The organism is Enterococcus sp. AZ088, from assembly GCF_051714845.1.
Classification (GTDB): domain Bacteria; phylum Bacillota; class Bacilli; order Lactobacillales; family Enterococcaceae; genus Enterococcus; species Enterococcus faecalis.
Genome location: NZ_JBIOSQ010000001.1, coordinates 370371 through 394741, shown reverse-complemented (window position 1 = coordinate 394741; position 24371 = coordinate 370371). Strand labels below are relative to the sequence as shown.

Sequence of the window (24371 nt, the reverse complement as noted above, 5' to 3'; positions counted from 1 at the left end):
TGACGAATAAACGAAGCTCTTCTAAATTAGCGTCTTCTTTTTTTATTTTTCTTCAAACCATGAACCACCAAACAAATAACGATGGCTGTCAAAGCACCCATGGCATCCAACATAACATCTTGAAAAAGAGGGGTCCTTCCGCCCGTGATCATTTGATGAAATTCATCTAAACCTGCATAGCCAGTAGCAGCTAGCCAGGAAACAACAGCTGTTAAAAACAGGCCTTTGATTCTTGGCACTAATCCAATAAACCAACTACCACCTAATAGAAAATACGTACCAAAATGGGCTCCCTTACGAATAAAAAATTCAACAAATTTACTATAACCACTAGCTTGAATGCTTACTTCACTGCCAGCATATTGAAAAGAAATGTTTTTTAATTGTTCTTCAAAAGGATGACTGCTCAGAAGTTTATCTAAAAGACCAACTTGTGATTGCTGTTCATATGTCTGTGATGAACTGAAAAATAAAATGGCCATAATAACAAACGCAATGACTAAATATAAATTACTATCTTTCAAATAATTTTTCATATAATCCTCTTTTCTTGGTTTCAAGTTGCCCCGTGCCTGCCACGGAAAATTCTTTTTTATTATAGTCGGTTTCGAGGGAAAAAGAAACAACTTCTCTTAGGTCTTATGATATACTGAAAAGAAAAAAATGAAAGAAGGATTGGATATGACCTATTCTATTACATGGGATTTAGACAGTATTTTCCCCAATGGGAGCGAGTCCAAAGAACTTAGCCAACGAATGACTCAATTAACCGAACAGACAAAAGAGTACCATCAATTAATCACAGAATGGACACCAGAAAGTGCCCAAGGCAAAGAACAATTTGCTGAAATCTTAACGTTACAAGGGAAAATCTCAAATGGCTTTTCACAATGTAATAGTTTTTTAACTGCTTTAATTTCTGCTAATACTAATGATACCAAGGCCAAAATTTTATCAGGCGATTTATACAATCTGTTGCCAGCGATTCAATTAGCTGAAACCATTTTTACTAAAAAAATCACCGAGATTTCAGCAGAACATTGGCAAGCCCTGTTAGCCGAAGAACCGTTCAAAACAATGGCTTTTCGCTTAAATGAATTACGCCGTGATGGAAAAAAACTGCTTTCCGAACAAGAAGAAAATATCATCAATACGCTTTCTCTAGATGGATTAAATGCTTGGAGTACACATTACGATACGATTGTTGCTTCCATCGTGATTCCTTTTGAAGAAAAAGATGGCTCTGTGACAGAACTATCTGCAGGCCAAGCCTTTAACCGCATGATGGGAGATCCTGACAAAGAGGTTCGTCAACGTTTGTTTACAGCCTGGGAGAAAGCTTGGAGTAGCAAAGCTTCAATTTTAGCAGACACCCTAAATCACTTAGATGGGTTCCGTTTATCTGATTACAAATTGCATGGCACTACAGATTATTTAGAAAATCCCTTAAACTATAATCGAATGAGTCAAGAAACATTAACAGTTATGTGGGAAACCATCCAAAAAAATAAACAACCATTCGTCGACTTTCTAACGCGCAAAGCACAATTATTCGGCAAAGAAAAAATGGATTGGCAAGACCAAGATGCGCCAATTATTTTAGGTGATTTAGAAGAAAAAACGTATTCCTTTGATCAAGCCGCTGCCTTTATTTTAGAAAATTTCCGTAAATTCAGTCCGAAAATGGCCGATTTTGCCCAAATGGCTTTTGAAAAAAGTTGGATTGAAGCTGAAGATCGTCCAGGCAAACGTCCTGGGGGTTATTGTACAGAATTACCTGAAACACAAGAGTCGCGGATTTTCATGACCTTTGGCAATTCAATCAACGAAGTAGCTACTTTAGCCCATGAATTAGGTCACGCTTTCCATAGTAGCGTGATGTGGGATTTACCTTCATTGAATCGAGAGTATGCCATGAACGTAGCAGAAACAGCTAGTACCTTTGCAGAATTGATTGTTGCTGACGCCACCTTAAAAGAGGCCAAATCAGACGTTGAAAAGATTAACCTTTTAGACACAAAAATGCAAAATGCCATTGCCATGTTTATGAACATTCATGCGCGTTTTATCTTTGAAAATAATTTTTATCAAGCGCGCCAAAAAGGTTTAGTAGCGGAAGAAGATATTACTGAATTAATGTTAGCGGCGCAAAAAGAAAGCTACAAAGATAGTCTTGGCAGTTATCATCCTCATTTCTGGGCGAGCAAATTGCACTTCTTTATTGATGATGTGCCTTTCTATAATTTCCCATATACTTTTGGCTATCTATTCAGCATGGGTATCTATGCGTATGCCAATCAACAAGGCAGCTCGTTTGAAGACCAATACATTGCGTTATTAAGAGACACTGCTTCGATGACAAGCGAAGAATTAGCGAAAAAACATTTAAATGTTGACTTAACAAAACCTGATTTCTGGCAAGCTGGCATTGATCAAGTACTAAAAGATGTGGAACAATTCATGACTTTAACTGAAAACTATGTAAACTAAGCAAAAAAGAAGCAGTAACCAACATCAGGTTACTGCTTCTCTTTTTTTCAAATAGTTTCGATATGCAAGGTAGCCCACAAGCATTAGTCCAAACGTAACAAATTCAACTACTGGCATGGCTAACCAAACACCGGTTAATCCTAGTAATTTCACCAAAATAAATAAAACTGGCACAATTAAAAAGAACCCACGCAAAGAGGAAATCATTAGCGCCATTTTCGGTTTACGAACTGCCGAAAAGTAATAAATCCCCATAAAATTCAATCCTGTAAACAAGAAAGAAATCGCATATAAGCGGATGGCTGTCCTAGCAATTTGCGCCAACTGGTCGTTCCCTTCGCTATTAAAGACCTCAATAATTTGTCCCGTAAACACTTGACTGATTAAAAAGAACAGGAAGCCGGCAACCAAATACGTAATAAAGCTAAGTTTAACAAATTTACGCAACACCTTCGTTTCCCCTAAACCATAGTATCGGCTGAGTAATGGTTGCGCCCCTTGCCCAATCCCTGTAAAAATGGCAATCACAATAATATTGAGATTGGCAACAATCGCATAAGCTGAAATCGCCACATGACCAACTAAGTTTAACAAAACAATATTAAATAAAAACATGACAAAGGCCGAAGAAAATTCATTTAAAAAGGAAGAAAAACCAATCGACATAATTTCTCGAACATCCTGAAATTTCACTTTAAACTTTTCAAAACGTAAAACTCGTTGCGGCGACCACTTATGCAACGTAATCAGGATTAAGCTTGTTAACGGTGACATCACCGTTGCAATGGCCGCGCCTGCCATGCCCCACCCAAATTGATAAATAAAGACATAATCCAAAATAATATTGACAATTCCCCCACTGACAAAAGCAATCGTTGCCAAACGAGGATTATGGTCATTTCTTAAAAAAGTAATCAGGCAATTGTTTAAAATAAATAATAATGAACAGCTAAGGTAAATCATATAATATTCCTTTGCCAAACCAAACAAGACACCGGTCCCCTGAAGTCCCCGAATAATTTGATCGGAAAAAATCAAGCTCACTAAAGTAAAGAGACTCCCTATAACGAAAACTAACCCAATCGTTAAACTAAAATACTGATTGGCTTTTTTGATTTCTTTTTGCGCAACCGTGGTCGAAAACAACGTAGCGCCGCCAACGCCAAACATCCAACCTAATCCATTAATAATATTAACGAGTGGTAAGACAATGTTAAGCCCCGCCAACGCCTCGGTGCCAATCCCATTTGCAATGAAAAATGTGTCCGCCAAAATAAAAATTGATTGCGCCGCCATACTTAAAATTCCTAACAGAACATTTTTATAAAACAACGCAGTAAAATGGTTTTGCTGTGTTTGCTCCATACCCAAATCTCCTTCTAACAAAAAAAGGACTCATTCTTTTTGCTTCAAGGCTTACGCAAAAATCAGAATCCTTCAATTATTCAACCCAGCGATTAAATAATCTGTCTATTTATTGATACTTCTAGGGTAGCATTCTCTCTTCGAAAAAACAACCATCCTTCTATTTTTCTCATTTTAAACTTTCTTAAGCAGTTGCAGTTGTTTTTGAACCACTTGCCAATCTTCTTTCACGACTTCTTTTAAACGATAATTATAAAAGACAGCCGCTGGATGGAAGAGTGGAATGATTTGATAGGTTTTCTGCGTCCAATGATAGTTTTGGGATTGCTCATCAAATGTTTGAATGGGCGACTGAATGACCGTTCCGTGCACTGCAGTGATTGTTGGCTTTGGTCCTAAAAGTCGTTGCAACCCAATATTCCCCAGTGTCAAAATTAGTTCAGGTTGGCAAACAGCGATTTCCCAATCAAGCAAAGGCGCAAAAATTTTGATTTCTTCTTTGGTTGGCGTTCGATTAGGAAACTTGGTTACTCTTTCTCCCGTTTTTGCAATCTGTTTTGTTTTTACAGAAAAAGGCCGACTCCTAACCGCACTGGTGATATACACCGTTTCACGACTTAAGCCAACTTGTTGTAATTGTTCCATCAACAATTGACCTGAACGCCCTATAAATGGTACGTTTTCTTTAATTTCTTCTTTTCCAGGGGCTTCCCCAATCAACATCACTTTTGGCTGTTGCGGACCTTGCCCTTCCACAAAACCTTCTAATGGTAAGTCTTTTGCTTTAGCTAAAACTGCTTGTTTCAGATGTTCAGGATAGTGCATTTACCATCACGCCTCTCTTCTGGTGTTCTTCCTTCGCTATATTGATTATAAATAAGGCCCAAAAGAAACTCAAAAAAGGAGCCTACTCATTTAGGAGCTGGTTTTTCTACACACAAAGCTTTGTCTTTAGCTAAATAAAAAGGCCGTAAGTAACCAACTAAATTAGACATTGGTAAAACCTCCGTTGGTAAGTCAATCTTTAATGTCTCCTTTAAATAGGCTTTGCGTGTCGTAATCCGTTGCCACATGTCTGGATAAGTTTGCTGAATCTCTTTTTGCAGTGTTTCATCAGCCAAAGCCACACATTCTTCTGCACTCACCCCTGTATAACCAGGTACAGAAGGAATAATATCCACTTGAAAGAGCATGCCACTTTCCAAGCGAATGGCTGAATCTGGATAAATAGGCGACGACATCCATTCATCATCCGAAACTAAATGCCCAGGATTCAAATGCCAGTGATAGCTTTCTTTTGGTAACTGTTCTTCAATCGCTTGGTACATTTCTCGCCCTAACAGTCCGATTCGAATGGTTTCAAGCCAGTGAACGACAGCTTGAAAATAGGGTTTTGCTACGCGTTCTAAATAATCACGTTGCGCTTCTGGCAATTGCTGCTCGTTTTCAATAACAAAACCTGTTCGGCTAGACAAGCCGCCTTTGTAGCCTGTAGTTAATGATAAGGCATCACCTAACTGAATTTCTTTGGCAGTCGGATACATGTTTGCATATTCAAAACGTTGACCAGTTGCCGCAATGGTTACTACCGTCGGCGTTTGACCTTCATCATTTAACAAAGCCCCAATGTCCGTTTCACGCTGTCCTATTTCAATTGCATTTAAGGCCTTTAACATACTGCGAGAAGCCAAATTCGCCCCATATTCATAGTGCGCCAATTCGTTAGCATTATTTGTTGTGCGGGCCCCTTTGCTCCAATCAATAAGTGGGTCCCATTTAGTAAACGAGCTTCTTTCGGCAGCGCTTTTTTCAGTGCTTCGACAATAAAATGTGGCACATCAAACATCGTAGCAGGTTCTTGCTGTTGTGTTGTAAACATTTTCCACCCAACGATACCTATTTTTTGAGCAGTTTCATCGAGAAGCGTTTCAAAAATCTGCGACAACTTTTGTTCCCCAGCCATTGGTTGATTCGGTAGCGAAAAAGCTGGATAATGAATTAAATCGGCTGAGATGCGGGCATGTTGGCACAGTTTTAAATTTTCATTGCCTAAAATAACTGTCGCCGCACCATCCTTATTTAACACAAGGAGTCCTTCTTCAAACCTCGGAATAAAGCCAGTTAAGTATTCAAAATTACTGCCATGCTCTTTGTCTGCATAGAAGACCAATTGATCGAATTTTTCTGTTTCCATTCGTTGTAATACTTTCTGCTTACGCGCCATCATCGTTTCATTCGTCAAATACGTTGGAAAAACATTCTCAAAAACAGTAGGTTCAGCAATATGTGTATAATTAATTTTTCGCTTCATTATTATCCTCCATTATTCATCTGCGACAATCAACGTTACGCCTGCTTGCGCTAACTGCTCACAGAATTTTTCATCAGGTCGTGTATCTGTCACTAAACAATCAATTTCTGTTAATTCGCAAATTTTAAATAAACCCGTTTTGTTTAATTTCGTTTGGTCTGCTAAGGCAATGACTTGTTTGCCTTGTTGAATCATTCGCCGTTTGACTTGACCTTCTTCTTCTGTGTGAATAAATAATCCTTGTTCAGATAACGCAAACACACCTAATAATGTATAGTCGGGGGCAAATTCCCCAACCTTAGCGACTGTTTCTGCCCCAAACAAAAAGAGTTGTTGTTTATGCAGTTGCCCAGGTAATACTGTAATTTTTGTCTGATCCATTTGCGCTAGAAGTAGCGCATGACTGAGAGAGTTCGTGATCGCGTGAATCGGACTATTTTCCATCGCTCGAATAGCTGCTTCCACCGTGGTTGATGAATCAAAAAAAATGGACGCTTGTTTGGGAATATTTGCCCAAACTTTTTGGGCAATCGCTTGTTTTTTCTCTGGATGCTTCACTATTCGTTGAGCATAATCGTAAATAGTTGCTTCAGACTGCACTGAGATAGCGCCGCCGTGCGTTCTCTTTAAATGTCCTTCCTTTTCTAAACGAATTAAATCTCGCCGAATAGTATCTTTTGAAACGGAGACTTGCTCCGCTAACGCTTCCATGGAAATACTTTTTTGTTTATTCACTATTTTTTGAATCTTGGCTAAACGTTCTTCAATCAACATGCTTCCTCACCTCTTCTAAGTAAAGATAGCATCTTTTGCATCATTTTGCAAACAAATGCAAAATAATGCAAAAAAAAGACAAAAAAACTAGTCCTTCATTTTCTAACGAAGGGCTAGTTTGAGAGTGGTTTTAATAGGTAAATTGAATAATCATGCCGCTAGGATCTTCTAACGCAAGTAAATGATCTTTGGCAATAAAATGTAACTTTGCTTCTTCCGCATTGGCTTGGACGATCTCTAAATCTGCCGCAGTTGGTAAACGGAAGGTGTAATTTTCTAAGCCAAATTGATTTTCTTGAATCGTTGGCAGCTGTTTGCCGCTCCATGTATTTGTCCCAATATGATGATGGTACTGACCCGCTGCAAAAAACTTCGCTTGTTGACCAAAGTTAGACTTTAAGCCAAACCCTAAGTTTTTATAGAACGTTTCAGTGGTATCTAAATCGGCCACTTTCAAATGAATGTGCCCAATTTTAGAACCTTCGGAAATTCCTAGCCAGTGACCGTCAGCTTCTGCAGCTAAACTATCACCGTCTAATTCTTCTGTCACACCGATAATTTCACCATTTGGACGAATATCCCAGACTTCTTCTGGTTTATCCCAATAAATTTCGATGCCATTATTTTCTGGATCACTTAAGTAAAGGGCTTCACTATAGCCATGATCTGCTGCGCCAATTTGCACATTTTCCTGCAAAAGCCACAGCAACATATTGCCTAAATCTTTGCGGGTTGGTAGCAGGAAAGCAATATGGTACAAGCCAGTGGTACCCTGATTTTCTTCCCCAGCTGTTAGTTCTTTTAAGACAAGAATTGCATCGTTGGTGCCTTGTGGCGCTAGCCAAGCACGTCCCTCTCCTTGTTTTAAAAGTTTTAAGCCAATTGTTTTCGTATAAAAGTTTACCATTTTATCTAAATCAGCCACTTTCAAAGTGACTTGTTGAATCCCAATATTACTTGGTAATGCTTGAACCATTTGCTTTCACTTCTTTCCTCTTCGTTTTACTAAAGCAATGATTTAGTTGAATTCTTTAAAACGAGCACTATCTTCCATGTATTCTTTTTCGCCAGCTGGCGCTTCAATGGAACCAATGACCATTTGTGCACGCAAATTCCAGTTTGCAGGAATTGACCATTCTGCAGCAACCGCTTCGTCAATGACTGGGTTGTAGTGTTGTAAGTTTGCGCCAATATTTTCTTGCGCTAAGGCAGTCCAAACGTTCGCTTGTGTTAAACCAGTTGCTTGTTCAGACCAAACAGGGAAGTTATCCGCATATAATGGGAAGCTATCTTGTAAGTTTTTCACGATATCTGTATCTTCAAAGAATAAAATTGTACCCGCACCAGCTGCAAAACCTTGTAATTTAGCTTGTGTGTTTGGAAATGCTTCTGCTGGAGTTAATGGTTTTAAGGCATCTTCAGTCATTGCCCATAATTTTTTGTGAGCATCGCCGAATAAGAACACCACGCGTTGTGTTTGAGAGTTAAAAGCTGTTGGACTTTCTCTAACAACTTCTTTTACTAAAGCAGTTACTTCTTCTTTTGAAATTGGTAAGTTTTCTCCTAAAGCATAGATTGAACGACGGTTTTTCATCATTTCAGTAAATTTTGACATAATATGTTCATCCTTTCGAATTTCCTCAGTAAATTCATTTAATTTTGTTTACATGCTTACTATACTACCTTACTAAAAGTAAGTAAAGCTTTTTGTCTTACTTTTTGTAAGTTTTTTTATTTTTTAGCGAAAAACCTTATTCTACCAAAGAAAAAAACAACCAGCTTTTTTCTAAGAAAAAGAAAAATCTGGTTGTCGATTAATAAATGTAGAAGTCAATTGAATCGTTTTCGGCCGTTTTTCTTGAAATAAATGTGTGGCTTTTTCCCCTAATTCCATTAATGGATGACAGATTGTTGAAAAATTTAAAATTTCACTTAATAAAGTTTGTTCCTGTCCCACTAAAAAGAGTGGTCTTTCAATAACGGCTTGAATCCCTGCGGCAATTTCATCACCGTTGGTCACAACCGCTTGGAGCGTTGGATCTTGCCCACAGTGACGTCCTACTTCACACCCATCTTCATAGGTTAAACAGTCCTTAAATAACCGATTTTCAGGAATCGCTCCATAAATTTCCTGATATGCGTCAACTAAATAGCGTGCGCTTGTACTTTTTTCTGGTGCACGGTTAATCGTAATTGCCACTTCACTACATCCTTGTTGTTTCAACGCTTGGAAGACCCGCCGATAAACGGTTAAACGATCGATATAGATACTAGCATAACTAGGGTCTTCTATTTTTTCACAAAAAACAACTTGCTCTTTATACGGAGCAAACACACTTAAAGGATTTGCCTTTGACAAAACAATCATGCCATCAAACGCACCCGTCGCCATTTTTTCCAAGTAACTTTTTTCAACTTCTTTATCATAATCCGTTGGTAATAAACTGACCATCATCCCTTGTTGAAATGCTTGGTGGATAATCCCACTTAAAATAGCATCAAAATAAGGTTGATTCGTATAAGGAACCATGACACCTAATGTATTACTTTTCCCAAAGCTAAGATTTCTCGCTAATATATTGGGCTTATAGCCCAACTCATCGATAATTGCTTGGATTTTCAGTCGTTTTTCTTCAGAAACATACGGATGATGATTAATCACACGCGAAACAGTCGTAACTGAAGATCCTGAAAGGCGCGCAATTTCTCGAATTGTTGTCATACTTTCACCTCATTACTTTACAAAATTGAGTTAAATAAGGCACAATCCCTGTCCCGTAATCAACAAAACGATAAAAGGTCTCCTGCCAAGCAAAAGAAATTTCCTGAATATCCTCCTGCTGTGTCAAGTGCCACTCCGTTATCTGATGGTACGGAATTTCTTGATGCCAAATCTTATAGTATTTTTTGGGACTATCTAACTGCAGACTTTTGGCCGTCGTAGTCACCGAGACAAAATAGTAATCCATACCAAGTCTATCGCTTATCTCCACTATAACATTCATTTTCATGCCCTCCAATATTTTGATACACATATCTTACCTTATGAAACGCGTACCAGAGCAAGAGGAAAAATAAAAAAAAGTGAGACCATGTTATACTAGATGTATCATATAAAAGCAAAGGATGAGTGCAATGGAAACTGTTACAGTAGCAACAAAAAGCGACTTACTAACAAATTTGAACAAGCAAACGGATGAAATCATTATCTCGGGGGCACTTGCACAAGAAATTTACCACTTAAAAAAACAACAATTAACCGAAACGGAAGAAATGGGCTTTTTAGTGGGCAGCCAAGGTGCTGGCTCATTTTTAACCTATTTAATCGAGAAGTTATCCTATATAAATTCGGCGCTATCGCCAGAAGAACAAAAAATTGAACATGCAATTTTGCGTTTATATGTTATTAAAAAATTAACTCCAGAAACTACTTTATTACGTCTAAAACAGTTAGATTATTAAAATTTTATTTAATCAAGATAGACCAATTCCCTGCGTACAACGAGTTCCTTTCATTAATCACTTGATATAATTACCTTTATTCAAGTTCCCACCATTGTCATTATCGATTAACCAATGGTATATTAGAAGTAACAGGTAAGTCATTTTATTTGAAAAAGTGTTTGGGAAATGTTTGGGGAGGAATGTTTATGTGTCAACCGCAGGAAAAAAAGAAAGAAATTTCTGTTGCTAAGTTACGTTATCGTTTTGAATTACCAATGATTATCATTGGTTTTGTTTTATTGTTTTTAGCATTGGGGTTAGTTGCTTTATTGATATTGAGTGATTTGCCGATTCCTGACTGGTTATTAATTGTCTTAATTGCACCAATTGCGCCAGTCATTGCTTTTTTTACCATTCGTTATATGTACATGGATACTGCTTCTAACGGAGTGGAAATTACAGAAAATCAGTTACCAGAAATTTATTCTTTATATATTGATTTGGCAAAAGAAATGGGCTTTGGCACTAAAAAATTAAGGATGCCACGTCTTTATTTAATCAACGGGAATGGTGTCTTAAACGCTTTTGCGGCAAAATGCTCTTTACACAGACGCTATGTTGTCATTCACAGTGATTTGTTGGACATCGCGTACAATACAGGCGATTTTTCGCTGATTCGCTTTATTTTGGCACACGAGCTAGGACACCATAAATGTGGACACACTAATTTATGGCGGCTAATGTTATCCATTATTTTGAAACCAGTTGCGTTAGATAAAAGTTTTACAAGAACGCAAGAATATACCGCTGATCGCGCAGGTTTATACTACGCCGAAGAAGGTGCTTTAAGTATGATTTATTTATTTTCAGGAAAATACATGGGCAGTCGTGTGGATTTAGAAGAATACTTTCACAGTATTGATTTACATGATGATACCATCTGGCTTAAATTGAGTAACTTCTTATCCGATCATCCTGTTGGCTTCCGTCGAATGCAAACATTGAAAAAAGCCAAAGATACTGGCAATTGGGATGTTCATGGAAAATTTTTCTAGCAAGAGCCAACCATCATTAAATAAACGTGCTGGGACAAAAGATTCTTTAACTTTTGTCCCAGCACGTTTATTAATCCACCAATAAATGAACAAATTCTTCTTTGGTGATATTTACAAAGTAGTCTTCAAAGTTAAACGCTGCTAATGCTTGCCAAATTGATGAATACTGATAGTCCACACCTAATAAAGCCGCAACGATTTCCGCTGTTTCTTTTTTGGCAAAGTAATCACCATAAATCGTTAACTCAATTATTTTACCTTTTTCAACAGTCAAACGTGCATCCACAATGCCGCCTTTAAACTTTTCTTCTTTTTTGATCGTAAATTTAGGCGCTTCACCAAAAATCCAAGCTTCATTGCCATACACTTCAGCGACCAATTTCCTAATTTCCTGTTGATCTGCTTTGGTTAGGACATATTCTTTCTCCGCAATTTCAGTTAGAGATTCGACATCAAAGAGCTCCATCAGTAAACGATTGCGAAATTCCTCAATGGTTAATTGTTGATATTTTTCGTCTAAGTACGGCCGTAAATTGGTTACGCGTCCCCGAACAGATTTTGTCCCTTTTGATTCAATTTTTTTCTTAGAAACAGTTAAAACACGTTGAACTTCTGCCAAATCAACATCATACATCAAGGTACCATGAGTATACATCTTCCCCTTTTTTGTATACATGGCATTGCCAGAAAATTTTTTCCCATCAATTAATAAATCATTGCGACCGCTAATCTCGGCCCCCGTTGCGCCCATTTTATGTAATGCTTCAATAATTGGTTTAGTGAACGCTTTAAAATCCCCAAAAGCTTGATGTCCTTCCTGAACAACAAAACTAAAGCTGACATTCCCAAGATCATCATAAACAGCACCACCGCCCGATAAACGGCGAGTAATAACGATTCCCTTCTCTCTAGCATAAGCTAAGTCAATTTCTTCATAAGCATTTTGATTTCGGCCTAAAATAACACAGGGTTCCTGAATATAGAACAACACTAAGGGCTCTTCAAAAGAGAGAGTGTTTAATAGATAATCTTCCGTTGCTAAATTTTCACGAATATCTCGTGACTGCATTATGACATAACGCATAAGGTCGCCCCACTTCTTTTTCTTCTAGTGTATCACTTTCTTTCAAAATTGGTTCACTAAACGTCTTCTCTGGCCATTCTCAAAAGCGGATGATCAACAAAAAAACGAACGTGGGACAACAATCACTTTGGATGTTTGTTCCACGCTCAAAATCTAATAAACAGCAATTACAGAACTGTTTAGCTTTTTAGTCTAACCAAGTTACTACTTCTGAAACATCTCGTCGGACTGTTTCAAAGCCGGGTGTTTGAGCTTTGCCAATCGGAATAATCAGTCCGTTCACTAAATGATCCTCAATATTAAATAACTTGCGAACAGCTTCTGTTTCAAAACCAGACATCGCCACAGTATCATAGCCTCGATCTTTTGCAGAAAGCATCAGCTGCATCGCAACTAAGCCTTGGTCTAACATTAGCCACTCTCTTTTTTGTTCTTCGCTAACATCATAGTACCAAGAAACATTTTCATTAATTCCTTGACGAATTTCTTCCGTCATCGTTCCTTGTGCGACAGCTTTAGCACTGATTTCATCTGCATTGGCCACTGTATAAGCAGTCAAATCACCTAATAAAATAATCACCGCCGCTGCCCCTTTAACTGCTGGTTGTTGCATCGAAACTTCGTAAAGGGCCTCTTTTTGTTCTTTTTCTGTGACAATAAAAAAACGCCATGAATTTAAATTGGTACTATTTGGCGCGAACATCGCTTCCTCAATTATGGCCATTAATTCCTCTTTAGGAATCTCAACATCTGGCATAAAATCCCGAACTGAGCGGCGGCTGCGAACAACATCTTGATACATCATATTTCTTCTTCCTTCCTCTTACCTTACTTGACATAGTTATTATTACTCACTATGATGGAGAAAAAAAGTACGCACTTTTTATTCACCTAGGAAGAAAAAAGTAACCATTACGTGTCACAAGGAGAAACTATGACAACTGATAAACAAACCAGTATCAACTTAGCCCTTTCCACCATTAACGGCAAATGGAAATTATCATTAATGGATGAATTATTCCAAGGAACCAAGCGCAACGGTGAATTGATGCGTGCGCTCGACGGAATCACTCAACGCGTCCTGACAGATCGCTTGAGAGAAATGGAAAAAGATGGCCTAGTCCATCGAGAATCCTTTAACGAACTGCCCCCGCGTGTGGAATATACGCTCACTTCGGAAGGATATGCTCTTTACGATGCCCTCTCTTCACTTTGCCATTGGGGCGAAACATTTGCACAAAAAAGAGGTCGGGACAGAAGTGTTTAACTCCGAGAAATAAGAAGGAATTTCCGAAAATTGTTCTATAATTTTTGGAGAATTTCGGCTTATTTCCGAAGGAGTTGCTTCTGTTCCCGCCGTTTATCAATTTTTAAGCCTGGGACAAAAATCCAAAGTGATTTTTGTCCCAGGCTCTTTTTTATCTATTTTGGGTATTATGGGTAAACTTAAGATATTTTTGAAGTCCTTCTTGAATTGAATAAACGGGCGAAAAACCTAAGCCTTTCAAAGCAGAACTATCTGAAAGAGAATATTTTATATCGCCATCTCGTTCCTTTTGATAAGAAACTGGCAAAGGAAGTCCCACTAATTGGTTCATTTCTTCAATTAATTGATTAAGGGAAATGGCAACTTCGGTACCCACATTATAAACGTGTCCCAACGCTTCACTTTTGGTTGCTACTAAATCTAATGCAGTTAGGACATCCTCAATGTAGATAAAGTCACGTGTTTGCTGACCATCTCCAAATATTTGAAATTGGCTCGCTTGCCCTTGCTCTAATTGGATATAACAATCCATCAAAATGGACAGGACACCAGAATAGGGTGAAGCAGGATTTTGATTGGGACCATAGACGTTAAAGAAGCGAACTGCGCTTGTAGGTACCCCATGTAAATGGTATTCATTGAGAACATAACGTTCAGCAGCAAACTTATCAATAGCATAGGGACTCAAAGGGCAAATCACCGAAGTTTCTCTTTTAGGCAACGTTGGCTCTGCACCGTAAACGGCTGCCGACGAAGCAAAAACAAAACGTTTGAGCTCTTTTTGATATTTTTTTATTGATTCCAATATTTTCAATACACTTAAAAAATTGACCTCGTGGGTCTCTAGAGGCTGTGCCACAGAACTTGCCACGCTTGCCACAGCCGCAAGATGAAAGATGTACTCAAACGAATGCTCTGAAAGTACTTCGTCCAATAATTGCTGATCCGTCACACTTCCTTTAATAAAAACCAACTGCTCAGTTTGTTGCAAATTTGACACTCGCCCCATGGACAAATCATCAATCACAAAAACTTGATACTGTTGACTATAAAAATTAGCCAAATTAGAACCAATAAAGCCAGCTCCTCCAGTAATTAATAGTTTCTTCACCTCTTTGCTTCCTCTCTTTTTTAATTTAATTCCACTTTTTTCGTGTTATTTTCTCTTTGGAATAAAAAAATGCAATATCGAATGAACACATAACTTACAATAGCCACAGCTAATAAGAGTTCAAAAGTAGACAAAATATTTAACAGACTCGTTAGGCCTACCTTTTCTGCAAATAAAGGTTTAACTTTGACTAATGCTGTCGCAGAAATCACTAATGGGAATGTAAAGGCAGCATAACTTGGATAGAATGTCACTTGCATAATTTTATATAGATTCACTACTACAATCCCATAAATACATTGAGATAAAATTAGCAAGAAAACAACTAATGGCATATACAAATGACCACCCATTGAAATATAGCCAGCTAAACATAACGAACCTGGCGCTGTCATAATCGTCAATAAAGGAATGGTCGATTCAGGCATTTCTTTCGACTTCGTAATTCTCTTGATTAAAATTGGTAACAAGAGTAAATAAAAGAACAACGCTACCCAAAAAACAATTTTTCCCAACTCATTGATAAACAATTGAGAAGTATTAGGAATAACGCCAATGCCGACAAACGTAATAAACCAGCTTGGATAAATGTGTTCCAATTCGATTTTTGTTGGAAAAATATGCACCGCTACAAAATAAATCATTAAAATAAAATGTAAAATCACTGCGCCAATCCACAACACATTAATCCAAGCAGCATTGGTAAATATCCGATCTAAGAAAACACAGATAACCATTAAAGCCATTGTAAATGTTGGTGATACCGAAGCAATAATTGGATCATCTAAGGTGCTTAATGCATGTTTCATTGTAAAAATAATTTTTAAAATAACTAAAATCATTAAGAGACTGCCAAGTACACAATAAATGGTCCCAATTGTTGCATATCCCAAGGAATAAAGTAAATTCCCCAAAGAAACCATCCCTAAAATTAGTCCACAAATGGGAATCGGGACTTTCCGCAAGAATTTTTTCGCACTTTCTACCATTATGTAGTCACACTCCGTCTTTATTTATTATTATTGATATTAATCAAAAGTATGTTATTATACTAAATGAAATATTTATATTTGTAAAATAAATATTTGCAATACCAACTATTAAGATAGTAAATAGAAAGAGGCGATTTTATGTTCGAATGGATCAAAACATTTATTGCTGTGTATGAAACCAAAAATTTTAGTGCGGCGGCTAAACAATTGTATATTTCTCAGCCAACTGTTTCTTTGCAAATCAAGAAATTAGAGCAACACTTTTCGATCAAGCTGTTCTATCGTAATGGAAAACAATCGGTTATTCCTACCAAAGAAGCTGATTTTTTATATCCAAAAATGCTCTCGATTATTGAAAGCTTAACTACTTCTTTTGCGCAAGCTGCAGAAAAAGAGAATTTTAAAGAAGACTGCATTATAGCCTCTTCAAATACAGTTGCTATTTATTTATTGCCAGATATTATGGAGAGTTTGGTTACCGCTTTTCCACTCATCAACTTTTCGATTCAACTGATGAATTCAAACGAAGTCGTGGATATGGTTCAAAATAATCATGCCCACATTGGACTAATTGAAAAACCCATTGAAACCAAAAATCTACACAAAGAAATTGTTTATGAAGATCAACTAGTTCTAGCAGGAGATGCCGCTTCAAAATTTTGGCTCTTAAGAGAAAAGAACTCTGGCTTACGTTTTTTCAATGAGCTTTATCTCAACGAACACAGCATCAACTTACCAATTATCGAATTAAACAACAACGAAGTCCTGTTACAATTGCTAAAAAATAACATTGGGCAATCAATTGTTTCTCGATTATCTATTTCCGATGAGATCCCTTGGCAACCAATTGATCAGTCCTTTGCTTCTCGAAAAATTTTCATTGTCCAGACCGATCACCATGCCAATACTTCCTTCTCTGAAGTTTATAACCGAATCGTTGAAAAAATTCGTGAACGACAAACCTAAAAAACAGGAAAACGACTTAGCTTTCGCTAAATCGTTTTCCTGTTTTTTATTCATCAGTTTCCTCTACCAATTCAAATTCAAAAGGTTCTAACTCAAATAGTTGGTGTAAAATTTGCTGGGTTTCTTGGAACACTTGTTGTGGCTCTTTAGACAAAAGAGTGCTTTGAATGGTCTGTTTTTTTGATTGAAAAAGAATTCTCGTTTCCTCTTCCTTGAATACAACTTGATGAGTTTCCCTTTCAAACACCGTATATTCTTCGAACATTTCCATAACTAATTTTTGACGAAACCCTTCTTTGAGTGCTAATAAAGTTACTAAATCTGCAACGGTTAGTGTTTCTAACGCAATTGTTTCATCTTCTACATGAACAAGATAATTCGTACACTTCACATTCGGACAGGCATTGCAGCCGCCATTAATCAAATCTGAGGTAGTTGTTATTTTCACCTGTTTCATCTTAATCCTTCTTTCCTACTTTTCGAGAAAAACACAAGGGGTCTCCTCAAAAATATTCAATAAAATATGATTGACTTCTTGAAAGACTTCTTCGTGATTCCGGCATTGTTTTTCCATTACTAAACGCAGATCATTCACAACAAAAGTCAACGTCGTCGCTTGTTGGGAAACATGTATACAACGGTTGCCTTTAACAAAACATTCTGTTTGTTCTTCAATGAATGGTTCTTTTTGATAGCCATATGCTGAAGCGACACATTCCAGGATTTCGTAGATTTCTATTTTTGGAAGTTCATAGCTAAAGCTACCGATAACTAGTTGAAAACAGTTCGGCTGTTTTTCATTATTGCTTGCATAATATACTGTTGTCGTTGTCATTTTGCCTCCTTATCTCCTCTATTTTCCTACTCTTATCATAACAAAAAAAGCACGCTTCCCTTATTTAAATTGTTAATAAAGACTATTACAGATTGGTATAACCACACCTAAAAAGTTCGTGATATAATTCACTAAGAAAGAAATATTACAGAAAGAAGAGATGAACGATGAAAGTATTTAACAAAAAAGTCGCAATTATTGGTACTGGTTTTGTTGGCACAAGTATTGCCTATTCCATGATCAACCAAGGGATTGCGAATGAATTAATCTTAGTTGATATTGACAAAGCCAAATCTGAAGGCGAAGCAATTGACTTATTAGATGGTGTGTCTTGGGGTCAAGAAAATGTAAACGTCTGGGCTGGCGACTATCAAGACTGCCAAGATGCCGATATCGTCGTGATTACAGCTGGCGCTAATCAAAAACCTGGGCAAAGTCGTCTAGATTTGGTTTCAATCAATGCAGAAATTATGAAAACAATTGTTAACAATATCATGAAATCTGGTTTTGATGGAATTTTAGTGATTGCCTCAAATCCTGTCGATGTACTGACTTATGTGGCTTGGCAAGCTTCTGGTTTACCTGTTTCAAGAGTAATTGGAACTGGTACAACTTTGGACACAACTCGTTTCCGCAAAGAACTGTCTCAACGTTTAGCGATTGATCCACGCAATGTTCACGGCTATATTATTGGCGAACACGGGGATTCTGAAGTGGCTGTCTGGTCTCATACCATGATTGGAACAAAACCTATTTTAGAAATTGTGGATACGACAGAGCGCTTAACTAGTGACGATTTACCAATCATTTCTGATAAAGTGAAAAATACAGCTTATGAAATTATCGATCGCAAACAAGCGACCTATTATGGGATTGGTATGAGTACTGCACGCATTGTTAAAGCCATTTTAAATAATGAACAAGCTATTTTACCTGTCTCAGCTTACTTAGATGGGCAATATGGGCAACAAGATGTATTTACAGGGATTCCTGCAGTCGTTGGCAATCAAGGTGTGACTGACATTATTGAATTGAATCTAAATGCTTCTGAAAAAGAACTCTTCCAAAAATCAGTGACACAATTAAAACAAGTGATGGCATCGTTACAACCGAACGCTTAGTAATTTTTAACTAAAAATAACACTTCAACTAAATTATTCTCTACCAAAATAGATTCTAATTCCCCTTTATCGTTCTTTTTGGTACCATGAAAGAAGAACTTCAACTAAAGCAGAAATTAGGAGGACAAAAAATGGTAATCCAAGGAGATACGTTAGAAAATAGCGCACGTCGTTTATTGCAAGAACGTGGCGTAACAATGAATGATTTAGCTGAACTTGTGTTATTTTTACAAAAAGATTATATTGACAATTTAACATTAGATACTTGTTTAGAAAGTGTTGATGCCGTGTTAACAAAGCGTGAAGTACACAACGCGATTATTACAGGTGTCCAACTGGATATTCTGGCGGAAGAAAACAAGCTACTTTCACCGTTACAAGAAATTTTAACGGAAGATGAAGGGCTTTATGGCATTGATGAAATTATGGCGCTCTCCATTGTAAATGTTTATGGATCTATCGGTTTTACGAACTATGGGTATATCGACAAGGTAAAACCAGGCATTTTAAAAGAGTTAAATGCGCATGATGGCGAACATGTCCACACATTCTTGGATGATATCGTGGGCGCAATTGCGGCTGCGGCTGCCAGTCGGTTGGCTCACTCACAACCAGATTTAAGTGATATTACTAAATAAAAAAACTTGCCTCTTCTCATAAAAATGAAGAGGCAAGTTTTTTTATTTAGTTTTATTTGCTGGACTTCTCACAAGCTTTCTACTTAACAGTAATTATTTGCCGTGTTATGTTACACTCAAGAATAAACAGCTAAAGGAGGTTATCTAGAAATGAAAAAGTTTTTACGCGTATTTTTAATTTTTATTGGGGTATTTTTTCTTGCAAGTTGCGGTTCAAAAATAGAGACAAAAACCTTTGTAGGTTCGCCACAAGATGGGATTGATTCCACCTTAACCTATACGTACCAAGGAGATAAAGTCTTAACGCAAACGGCTAAAAACATTGTTTCTTATGACAAATTGGGGATTACAAAAGAAGAGGCAAAAACAGCGTTGGAACCCGTTTCTAAACAATATGAGGACATCAAAGGGCTTAATTACAAACTGACCTATGAGGACAAACAAGCCATCGAAAAATTGACGATTAATTATGAAAAACTTGATTATGATAAAGCCAAAAAAGTAGATGGTATCCAGATTGATGGAGATTCTTCTAAGGGAATCAGCATGAAGAAAAGCCAAGAATTGGTGGAGTCACAAGGTTATACAGAACAAAAATAATAAAAGAAAGCGTGCGACAATGGGCATTGTCGCACGCTTTCTTTTTATTAATTACATTGATGTTGCCATCTTCACTGCTTGAATTGGGTCAAAATGATGGACAGAGTAAACGACTGTACCAGCTTGCCAAACTACTGAGTTTCGATTATAGTCAGTGGTTCCTGCCACGTTCAGTGTGATTTGACCAACGGTATTCGGTGCTGGTAATGTTTCTTGTTCCAAAATATTGACAACATTTTTCGCTAAATCATCAGGCGATTCACCATTGATATTTGAGGCCCGTACGACTAAACTCCAATTGCCTTCTTGCCAAGATAAGTAACTAGAACCTGCCGCCCCTTGTTTATACCCAGTAATATTGTAACCTAAATCTACTGGTTGACCGCCATTGTCAATGATTTGGTTCACTGCATTTTTTGCTTCGGCATCAGAGCCATATGTTTTTTTCTCAAAAGAACTAATTGGCGTTAACTGATTGACACGTGCATCATTCACTGGAATCGCTTCTTTTTCTGCATAATATAAAACACGGAAATTGTTTTGATCCGCTTGTGATGTTGTCGCTGCAGTTAAAAAGTTATTCGTTTGACTCGTTAAAATTGCCTGCGGTAAGCCTTGACCAGGAAACATGTTTGCTAGCTGGTTAAGCACTTGGTTGGCTTGGTCATCTGGATTCGCATTTTTCGCTGGTGATTGCTTCTCTGCTGAGCCATTATTTGTCGCTTCCTTCGTAGAAGAAGCTGTTGCTTTCGAATCAGCTGTTGTTGTTCCTGACGATTTCGCATCACTAGATTTTGTTGCTGCTTTGCTACTTGATTCTTTTATAGCAGATGCTTTTGTACTCTCGACTGTGGTACTTTCCGCAGCACTGGAACGACTATCCGTATTTTCTGTACTTTTTCCGCCGCCACATGCTGCTAAAGCAAGGGTTAAAAGAAAAGCACTAGAAATAAGCCCTATCTTTTTCATAAGAATTCCTCCTTGTTTTCCCTACCCTTATTGTACCTTAATCATGTGTATCCGTCACTTGTTTGTGTTTCGTTCTAGTTGGTTTAAATAACAGAAAGTGGACGGTAGGATTCGAACCTACACCTCAACAATGAGCAAGAATAAACTACTGTTAGTCTCTATGAGTTTAACACCACGTTCATCCACCTATTTGATTGATCCTTTGTATCATAACTTAGAATAATTAAATTGCCTTTAAGGAGCTTCAAAGATTATATGAAGAATTGTAAAAAATCTGTGACGAAAAAACGATTGAACCAATCAGTAGAGACACTGAGGTTCAATCGTAACCAATTGTTTAATTATCTGAAAAAACTCACAATTCAACGTTAGTCCCTGGTGCTTTTTTGTTTTCCCCTTGTTGTTTTTTTAAGAATATCCCCAAAATGACGGTGATAATGGGACAAAGCAATGGGAAAAAGGCATATGGTAAGTATTCTAGTGCACCAACTTTTAACGTTCCCATAATGAAGGTACCACTAACTCCCCAAGGAATTAACGAGTTGACTGCCGCCCCAGCATCTGCCAAAGTACGAGTTAAATATTTTTTATCAATACCTAAACGAGTAAATGAGGATTTAAATGTTTCCCCTGGTAAAATAATTGACAAATATTGTTCGCCAACTAGTAAGTTAATTCCCACAGAACTTAAGGCAGTTAAAGCGATTAATTTGGCTGGATTATTCACATAGCCTTTAATTTTATCAATTAAAGTAGCCACGATGTTAAACTTAATCAACAAGCCGCCCAAACCTAATGCCAAAATAATCAACGCAGCAGAACCTAACATGCTTTCAATCCCACCACGAGATAAAAGTGTATCAATACTTTGGTCCCCTGTATCTGCCACATAACCACTCATTAAAATGGTAGAAACTTTCGCTAAACTTAGGTGATGATCATTTATAAAAGCTAAGATGACCGCCACTGTAGAGCCGACTAGTAACGTTGGAATAGCCGGTACCTTTTTCCAGGCGAATAAGAATAAAACCGCTACTGGCAACAATGTAATCGGTGAAATCCAGAATCCTTGATGTAACGTTTGGACCATTGCATCAACCGATTGTAAATCCGCCGAACCAGATTGATGTCCCAAGAAGATATAGCCGACAATCGAAATAATAAACGCCGGAATAACAGTGTACATCATGTTTAGTATATGTTCAAAAAGGTTCACGCCACCAATTCCAGCAGCTAAGTTTGTTGTATCAGATAACGGTGAAATGTTGTTCCCCAAAAAGGCACCTGAAACAACTGCACCAGCTGTCATCGCATTGTCGAATCCAAGAATATGTCCAATACCTAGAAAGGCAATCCCCATAGTTGAAACAGTCGTAAAGGAGCTCCCTACCGTCACACCAACTAGTGCACAGACCACAAAAACGGTTGGTAAGAAGAACTTCACTGAGATAATTTTAAAACCATAGACCATAATTGTTGGAATCGTCCCAGACAAGATCCAAGTAGCAACTAAGACACCTATCAGCAAGAAAATAATAATCGGAATGATCCCTGGTTTGATCCCTTCCACAATGCCCTCGTGGATCTCATCCCAAGAAAATCCTTTCCATTTGCCATAAAGCAACAACAACATGAATACAAAAAGAATCGGTATGTGAGGGGTTAATTTTTGACCAATAATTAAGTACCCGAGAATCGCTAACAAGGCAATCAAAATGCCTAAACTTTCAGCGAACGAAACAGTAGGTTTCGTTGATTTCATATGAAAACCTCCTTTTATGGAAAGCGAAAACTGAAGCAATAATCGAACTTGCTTCAGTTTCCAAACGACAATTTACTATAGTCATCAGGTGAAGAGGCACTCAGCAAAATAATTGCTAGCCTTTTTATTCACCTAAATCTTCTTTTACTTCCGTTGCCCAACTTGCTTTTTTAAAGCGATTAATGATTAACGGAATCACAAACATGACAATAGTGATTAATGCAACTAAGACTGCATCAGTCACGGTTGTTGTACCTAATGTGGCGAAAATAACAATGATAACACTAAAAATTAACATTGCTGCCACTAAATAAGCTAAGCCATTACCTTTTTTACCAATTCGGTAAGGACGTAGTGTATCTGGTTGAGATTTACGTAATTTAATTAGGGAAATCGCAATCAATACATACACAATACTATAAATAATTGTTGTTGCATTTGTTAAAGTTAAGAATACAGCGTTGACATCATCCATTACCCCATAAAGTAAAGCGAATAATGAGATAACTACAGATTGTGTTAACACAACGTTACGAGAAACGCCATATTTATTTTCGCGATGGAAGCCAAATTTTGGTGGCAATAAGCCATCACGAGCAACTTGAATAATTGTTTTTGATGGTCCAGTAACCCAAGCAGATAATTGTAATAACACGCCTAAGAAGACCATGAAACTAAAGATATTACCAATAATTGTTGGTAAACCTAAAACGTCACAATAAAGCAAAATTGGTTGTGTAATGTTAGACAATTCCATTTTGCCATTTGGAACAATATTAGCAACAAACATTGCATTAATAACGTTTAATAAAACTAAACCAATTAATGAAATGAAAACGCCTTTTGTATAATTTTTTGTTGCATCTTTCAAACGAGGAATATAAACAGAAGACATTTCAATCCCAACAAAGATAAACGCAATCCCTGCTAGATATTTAAATGTGTCCATATTTTCTAAGTTTGGTAAAACTTTTGACCAAGAGAAGGCACCTAAATAGCCGCCAGGTGTTAAGCCTACTTTAATCATTGAAAGAAGACCTAAAACAAACATAACTAATACTGGGATGTAAACACCTAGCCAAACACCAATATTTCCGCCAACTTTCGCCATATCAAATTTCAAGTTCAAGATTGTAATAATCCAGTAAATCACTAAGATACAACCTAATACGAACCAATGATTTTCACCTAAGTGAACATTGCCAAATGTATTACCTAGCAAAGGGCCTAATGTAGAAGCAACCATTACCATTCCTGGGAACATTTGCACCCATAGTAACCAAGCGACAACAAAACCCCATTTGCTACCTAAGGCAGTTTTAACCCAAAGTTGAGGGCCACCTTCTTGAGGAAGCATCGTAGATAATTCACCAGATATCAATGCGATTGGACCAGCAAAGAATAAGACCGCGAAAATTGTGTAAGAAATTAATGTCCAACCAACAGCAGCAAGTGTTGGGATACTACGTACAGTTGCACACAATGCCATTGTTAAACCGATAAAAGTACCTAATTCAATTTTTTTAACTTGTTGTTTATCCAATTTTGTACACTCCTTATAAGATTTTGGATAAGGAGCATGAATGA

General features: G+C 37.4%; 25 protein-coding genes and 1 pseudogene. 8 read left to right on the top strand and 18 right to left on the bottom strand.

The genetic code is table 11. The features are described 5' to 3' along the window. Positions 1-26: 26 nt before the first annotated feature. The gene (locus IGL17_RS01985) at positions 27-536 is read right to left on the bottom strand and encodes a VanZ family protein (protein ID WP_002366143.1); all 510 of its coding nucleotides are present in this window, start codon (positions 534-536) and stop codon (positions 27-29) included. Between the two features lie 127 nt (positions 537-663). Between IGL17_RS01985 and IGL17_RS01980 the strand changes: the two genes are divergently transcribed. Beyond that, on the top strand, positions 664-2490 hold the full coding sequence (locus IGL17_RS01980) for a M3 family oligoendopeptidase (protein WP_016614127.1): 1827 nt from the start codon (positions 664-666) through the stop codon (positions 2488-2490). A gap of 24 nt (positions 2491-2514) precedes the next feature. On the opposite strand, the gene IGL17_RS01975 is transcribed toward IGL17_RS01980, so the two are convergent. The 8 genes and pseudogenes from IGL17_RS01975 to IGL17_RS01940 all read right to left on the bottom strand — a co-directional run bounded on the left by IGL17_RS01975 (position 2515) and on the right by IGL17_RS01940 (position 9951). Beyond that, positions 2515-3855, bottom strand: coding sequence for an MATE family efflux transporter (locus tag IGL17_RS01975; RefSeq protein ID WP_002366141.1), 1341 nt, complete (start codon positions 3853-3855; stop codon positions 2515-2517). 174 nt (positions 3856-4029) lie between these two features. Continuing rightward, positions 4030-4680: a uracil-DNA glycosylase gene (locus IGL17_RS01970; RefSeq protein ID WP_002361229.1), complete on the bottom strand. Its 651-nt coding sequence runs from the start codon at positions 4678-4680 to the stop codon at positions 4030-4032. An 86-nt stretch (positions 4681-4766) separates the two neighbouring features. Next, positions 4767-6166: pseudogene (locus IGL17_RS01965) on the bottom strand (M24 family metallopeptidase). 12 nt (positions 6167-6178) lie between these two features. Next, positions 6179-6940: a DeoR/GlpR family DNA-binding transcription regulator gene (locus IGL17_RS01960; protein WP_016618142.1), complete on the bottom strand. Its 762-nt coding sequence runs from the start codon at positions 6938-6940 to the stop codon at positions 6179-6181. A gap of 130 nt (positions 6941-7070) precedes the next feature. Continuing rightward, positions 7071-7916, bottom strand: a complete 846-nt coding sequence (locus tag IGL17_RS01955; protein WP_002355476.1) for a VOC family protein — start codon at positions 7914-7916, stop codon at positions 7071-7073. A gap of 42 nt (positions 7917-7958) precedes the next feature. Continuing rightward, entirely contained in the window at positions 7959-8555 is a 597-nt protein-coding gene (locus tag IGL17_RS01950) for a nitroreductase family protein (protein ID WP_002355475.1), read from the bottom strand. A gap of 171 nt (positions 8556-8726) precedes the next feature. Beyond that, on the bottom strand, positions 8727-9662 hold the full coding sequence (locus tag IGL17_RS01945) for a LacI family DNA-binding transcriptional regulator (protein ID WP_002361227.1): 936 nt from the start codon (positions 9660-9662) through the stop codon (positions 8727-8729). 4 nt (positions 9663-9666) lie between these two features. Continuing rightward, a complete protein-coding gene (locus IGL17_RS01940) occupies positions 9667-9951 on the bottom strand; it encodes a hypothetical protein (RefSeq protein WP_002382953.1) in 285 nt (94 codons plus the stop codon). A 115-nt stretch (positions 9952-10066) separates the two neighbouring features. On the opposite strand from IGL17_RS01940, the gene IGL17_RS01935 reads away from it, so the two are divergent. Together IGL17_RS01935 and IGL17_RS01930 are read left to right on the top strand one after the other, a co-directional pair. Continuing rightward, entirely contained in the window at positions 10067-10402 is a 336-nt protein-coding gene (locus IGL17_RS01935) for a hypothetical protein (protein WP_002358645.1), read from the top strand. 182 nt (positions 10403-10584) lie between these two features. Next, entirely contained in the window at positions 10585-11439 is an 855-nt protein-coding gene (locus IGL17_RS01930; RefSeq protein WP_002384882.1) for a M48 family metallopeptidase, read from the top strand. A 70-nt stretch (positions 11440-11509) separates the two neighbouring features. On the opposite strand, the gene IGL17_RS01925 is transcribed toward IGL17_RS01930, so the two are convergent. Then, complete coding sequence (locus IGL17_RS01925; protein ID WP_002389569.1) at positions 11510-12523, bottom strand: lipoate--protein ligase; 1014 nt, start codon at positions 12521-12523, stop codon at positions 11510-11512. A gap of 187 nt (positions 12524-12710) precedes the next feature. After that, the gene (locus IGL17_RS01920) at positions 12711-13328 is read right to left on the bottom strand and encodes a nitroreductase family protein (protein ID WP_025193395.1); all 618 of its coding nucleotides are present in this window, start codon (positions 13326-13328) and stop codon (positions 12711-12713) included. 111 nt (positions 13329-13439) lie between these two features. On the opposite strand from IGL17_RS01920, the gene IGL17_RS01915 reads away from it, so the two are divergent. After that, a complete protein-coding gene (locus tag IGL17_RS01915; protein WP_002415976.1) occupies positions 13440-13790 on the top strand; it encodes a winged helix-turn-helix transcriptional regulator in 351 nt (116 codons plus the stop codon). A gap of 151 nt (positions 13791-13941) precedes the next feature. On the opposite strand, the gene IGL17_RS01910 is transcribed toward IGL17_RS01915, so the two are convergent. After that, positions 13942-14901, bottom strand: coding sequence for a GDP-mannose 4,6-dehydratase (locus IGL17_RS01910; RefSeq protein WP_016618140.1), 960 nt, complete (start codon positions 14899-14901; stop codon positions 13942-13944). A 20-nt stretch (positions 14902-14921) separates the two neighbouring features. Next, positions 14922-15890 (bottom strand): TDT family transporter, encoded by a 969-nt coding sequence (locus IGL17_RS01905; RefSeq protein WP_002355462.1) that lies wholly within the window; start codon positions 15888-15890, stop codon positions 14922-14924. Positions 15891-16031: 141 nt separating this feature from the next. Here IGL17_RS01905 and IGL17_RS01900 point away from each other — a divergent pair, with 141 nt between their 5' ends. Then, on the top strand, positions 16032-16859 hold the full coding sequence (locus tag IGL17_RS01900) for a LysR family transcriptional regulator (protein ID WP_002358639.1): 828 nt from the start codon (positions 16032-16034) through the stop codon (positions 16857-16859). A gap of 46 nt (positions 16860-16905) precedes the next feature. Here the strand turns inward: IGL17_RS01900 and IGL17_RS01895 are convergent, their stop codons facing one another. After that, complete coding sequence (locus IGL17_RS01895; RefSeq protein ID WP_010828524.1) at positions 16906-17316, bottom strand: DUF4809 family protein; 411 nt, start codon at positions 17314-17316, stop codon at positions 16906-16908. A gap of 15 nt (positions 17317-17331) precedes the next feature. After that, entirely contained in the window at positions 17332-17694 is a 363-nt protein-coding gene (locus IGL17_RS01890; protein ID WP_002382941.1) for a DUF4809 family protein, read from the bottom strand. 167 nt (positions 17695-17861) lie between these two features. Here IGL17_RS01890 and IGL17_RS01885 point away from each other — a divergent pair, with 167 nt between their 5' ends. From IGL17_RS01885 to IGL17_RS01875, 3 genes are all read left to right on the top strand, one after another. After that, positions 17862-18815 (top strand): L-lactate dehydrogenase, encoded by a 954-nt coding sequence (locus IGL17_RS01885; RefSeq protein WP_002355458.1) that lies wholly within the window; start codon positions 17862-17864, stop codon positions 18813-18815. 131 nt (positions 18816-18946) lie between these two features. Beyond that, positions 18947-19453, top strand: coding sequence for a phosphatidylglycerophosphatase A family protein (locus tag IGL17_RS01880; protein WP_002355457.1), 507 nt, complete (start codon positions 18947-18949; stop codon positions 19451-19453). A gap of 150 nt (positions 19454-19603) precedes the next feature. Further along, positions 19604-20053 carry a YehR family lipoprotein gene (locus tag IGL17_RS01875; RefSeq protein ID WP_002382937.1) on the top strand — a complete coding sequence of 150 codons (450 nt, stop codon included), beginning with the start codon at positions 19604-19606 and terminating at the stop codon, positions 20051-20053. Between the two features lie 51 nt (positions 20054-20104). On the opposite strand, the gene IGL17_RS01870 is transcribed toward IGL17_RS01875, so the two are convergent. From IGL17_RS01870 to tyrP, 3 genes are all read right to left on the bottom strand, one after another. After that, positions 20105-21022 carry a hypothetical protein gene (locus IGL17_RS01870; RefSeq protein WP_010775570.1) on the bottom strand — a complete coding sequence of 306 codons (918 nt, stop codon included), beginning with the start codon at positions 21020-21022 and terminating at the stop codon, positions 20105-20107. Positions 21023-21377: 355 nt separating this feature from the next. Beyond that, complete coding sequence (gene nhaC / locus IGL17_RS01865) at positions 21378-22784, bottom strand: Na+/H+ antiporter NhaC (RefSeq protein ID WP_002363118.1); 1407 nt, start codon at positions 22782-22784, stop codon at positions 21378-21380. Between the two features lie 124 nt (positions 22785-22908). Then, positions 22909-24327, bottom strand: a complete 1419-nt coding sequence (gene tyrP, locus IGL17_RS01860) for a tyrosine-tyramine antiporter (RefSeq protein WP_002355453.1) — start codon at positions 24325-24327, stop codon at positions 22909-22911. Between the last annotated feature and the right edge of the window lie 44 nt (positions 24328-24371).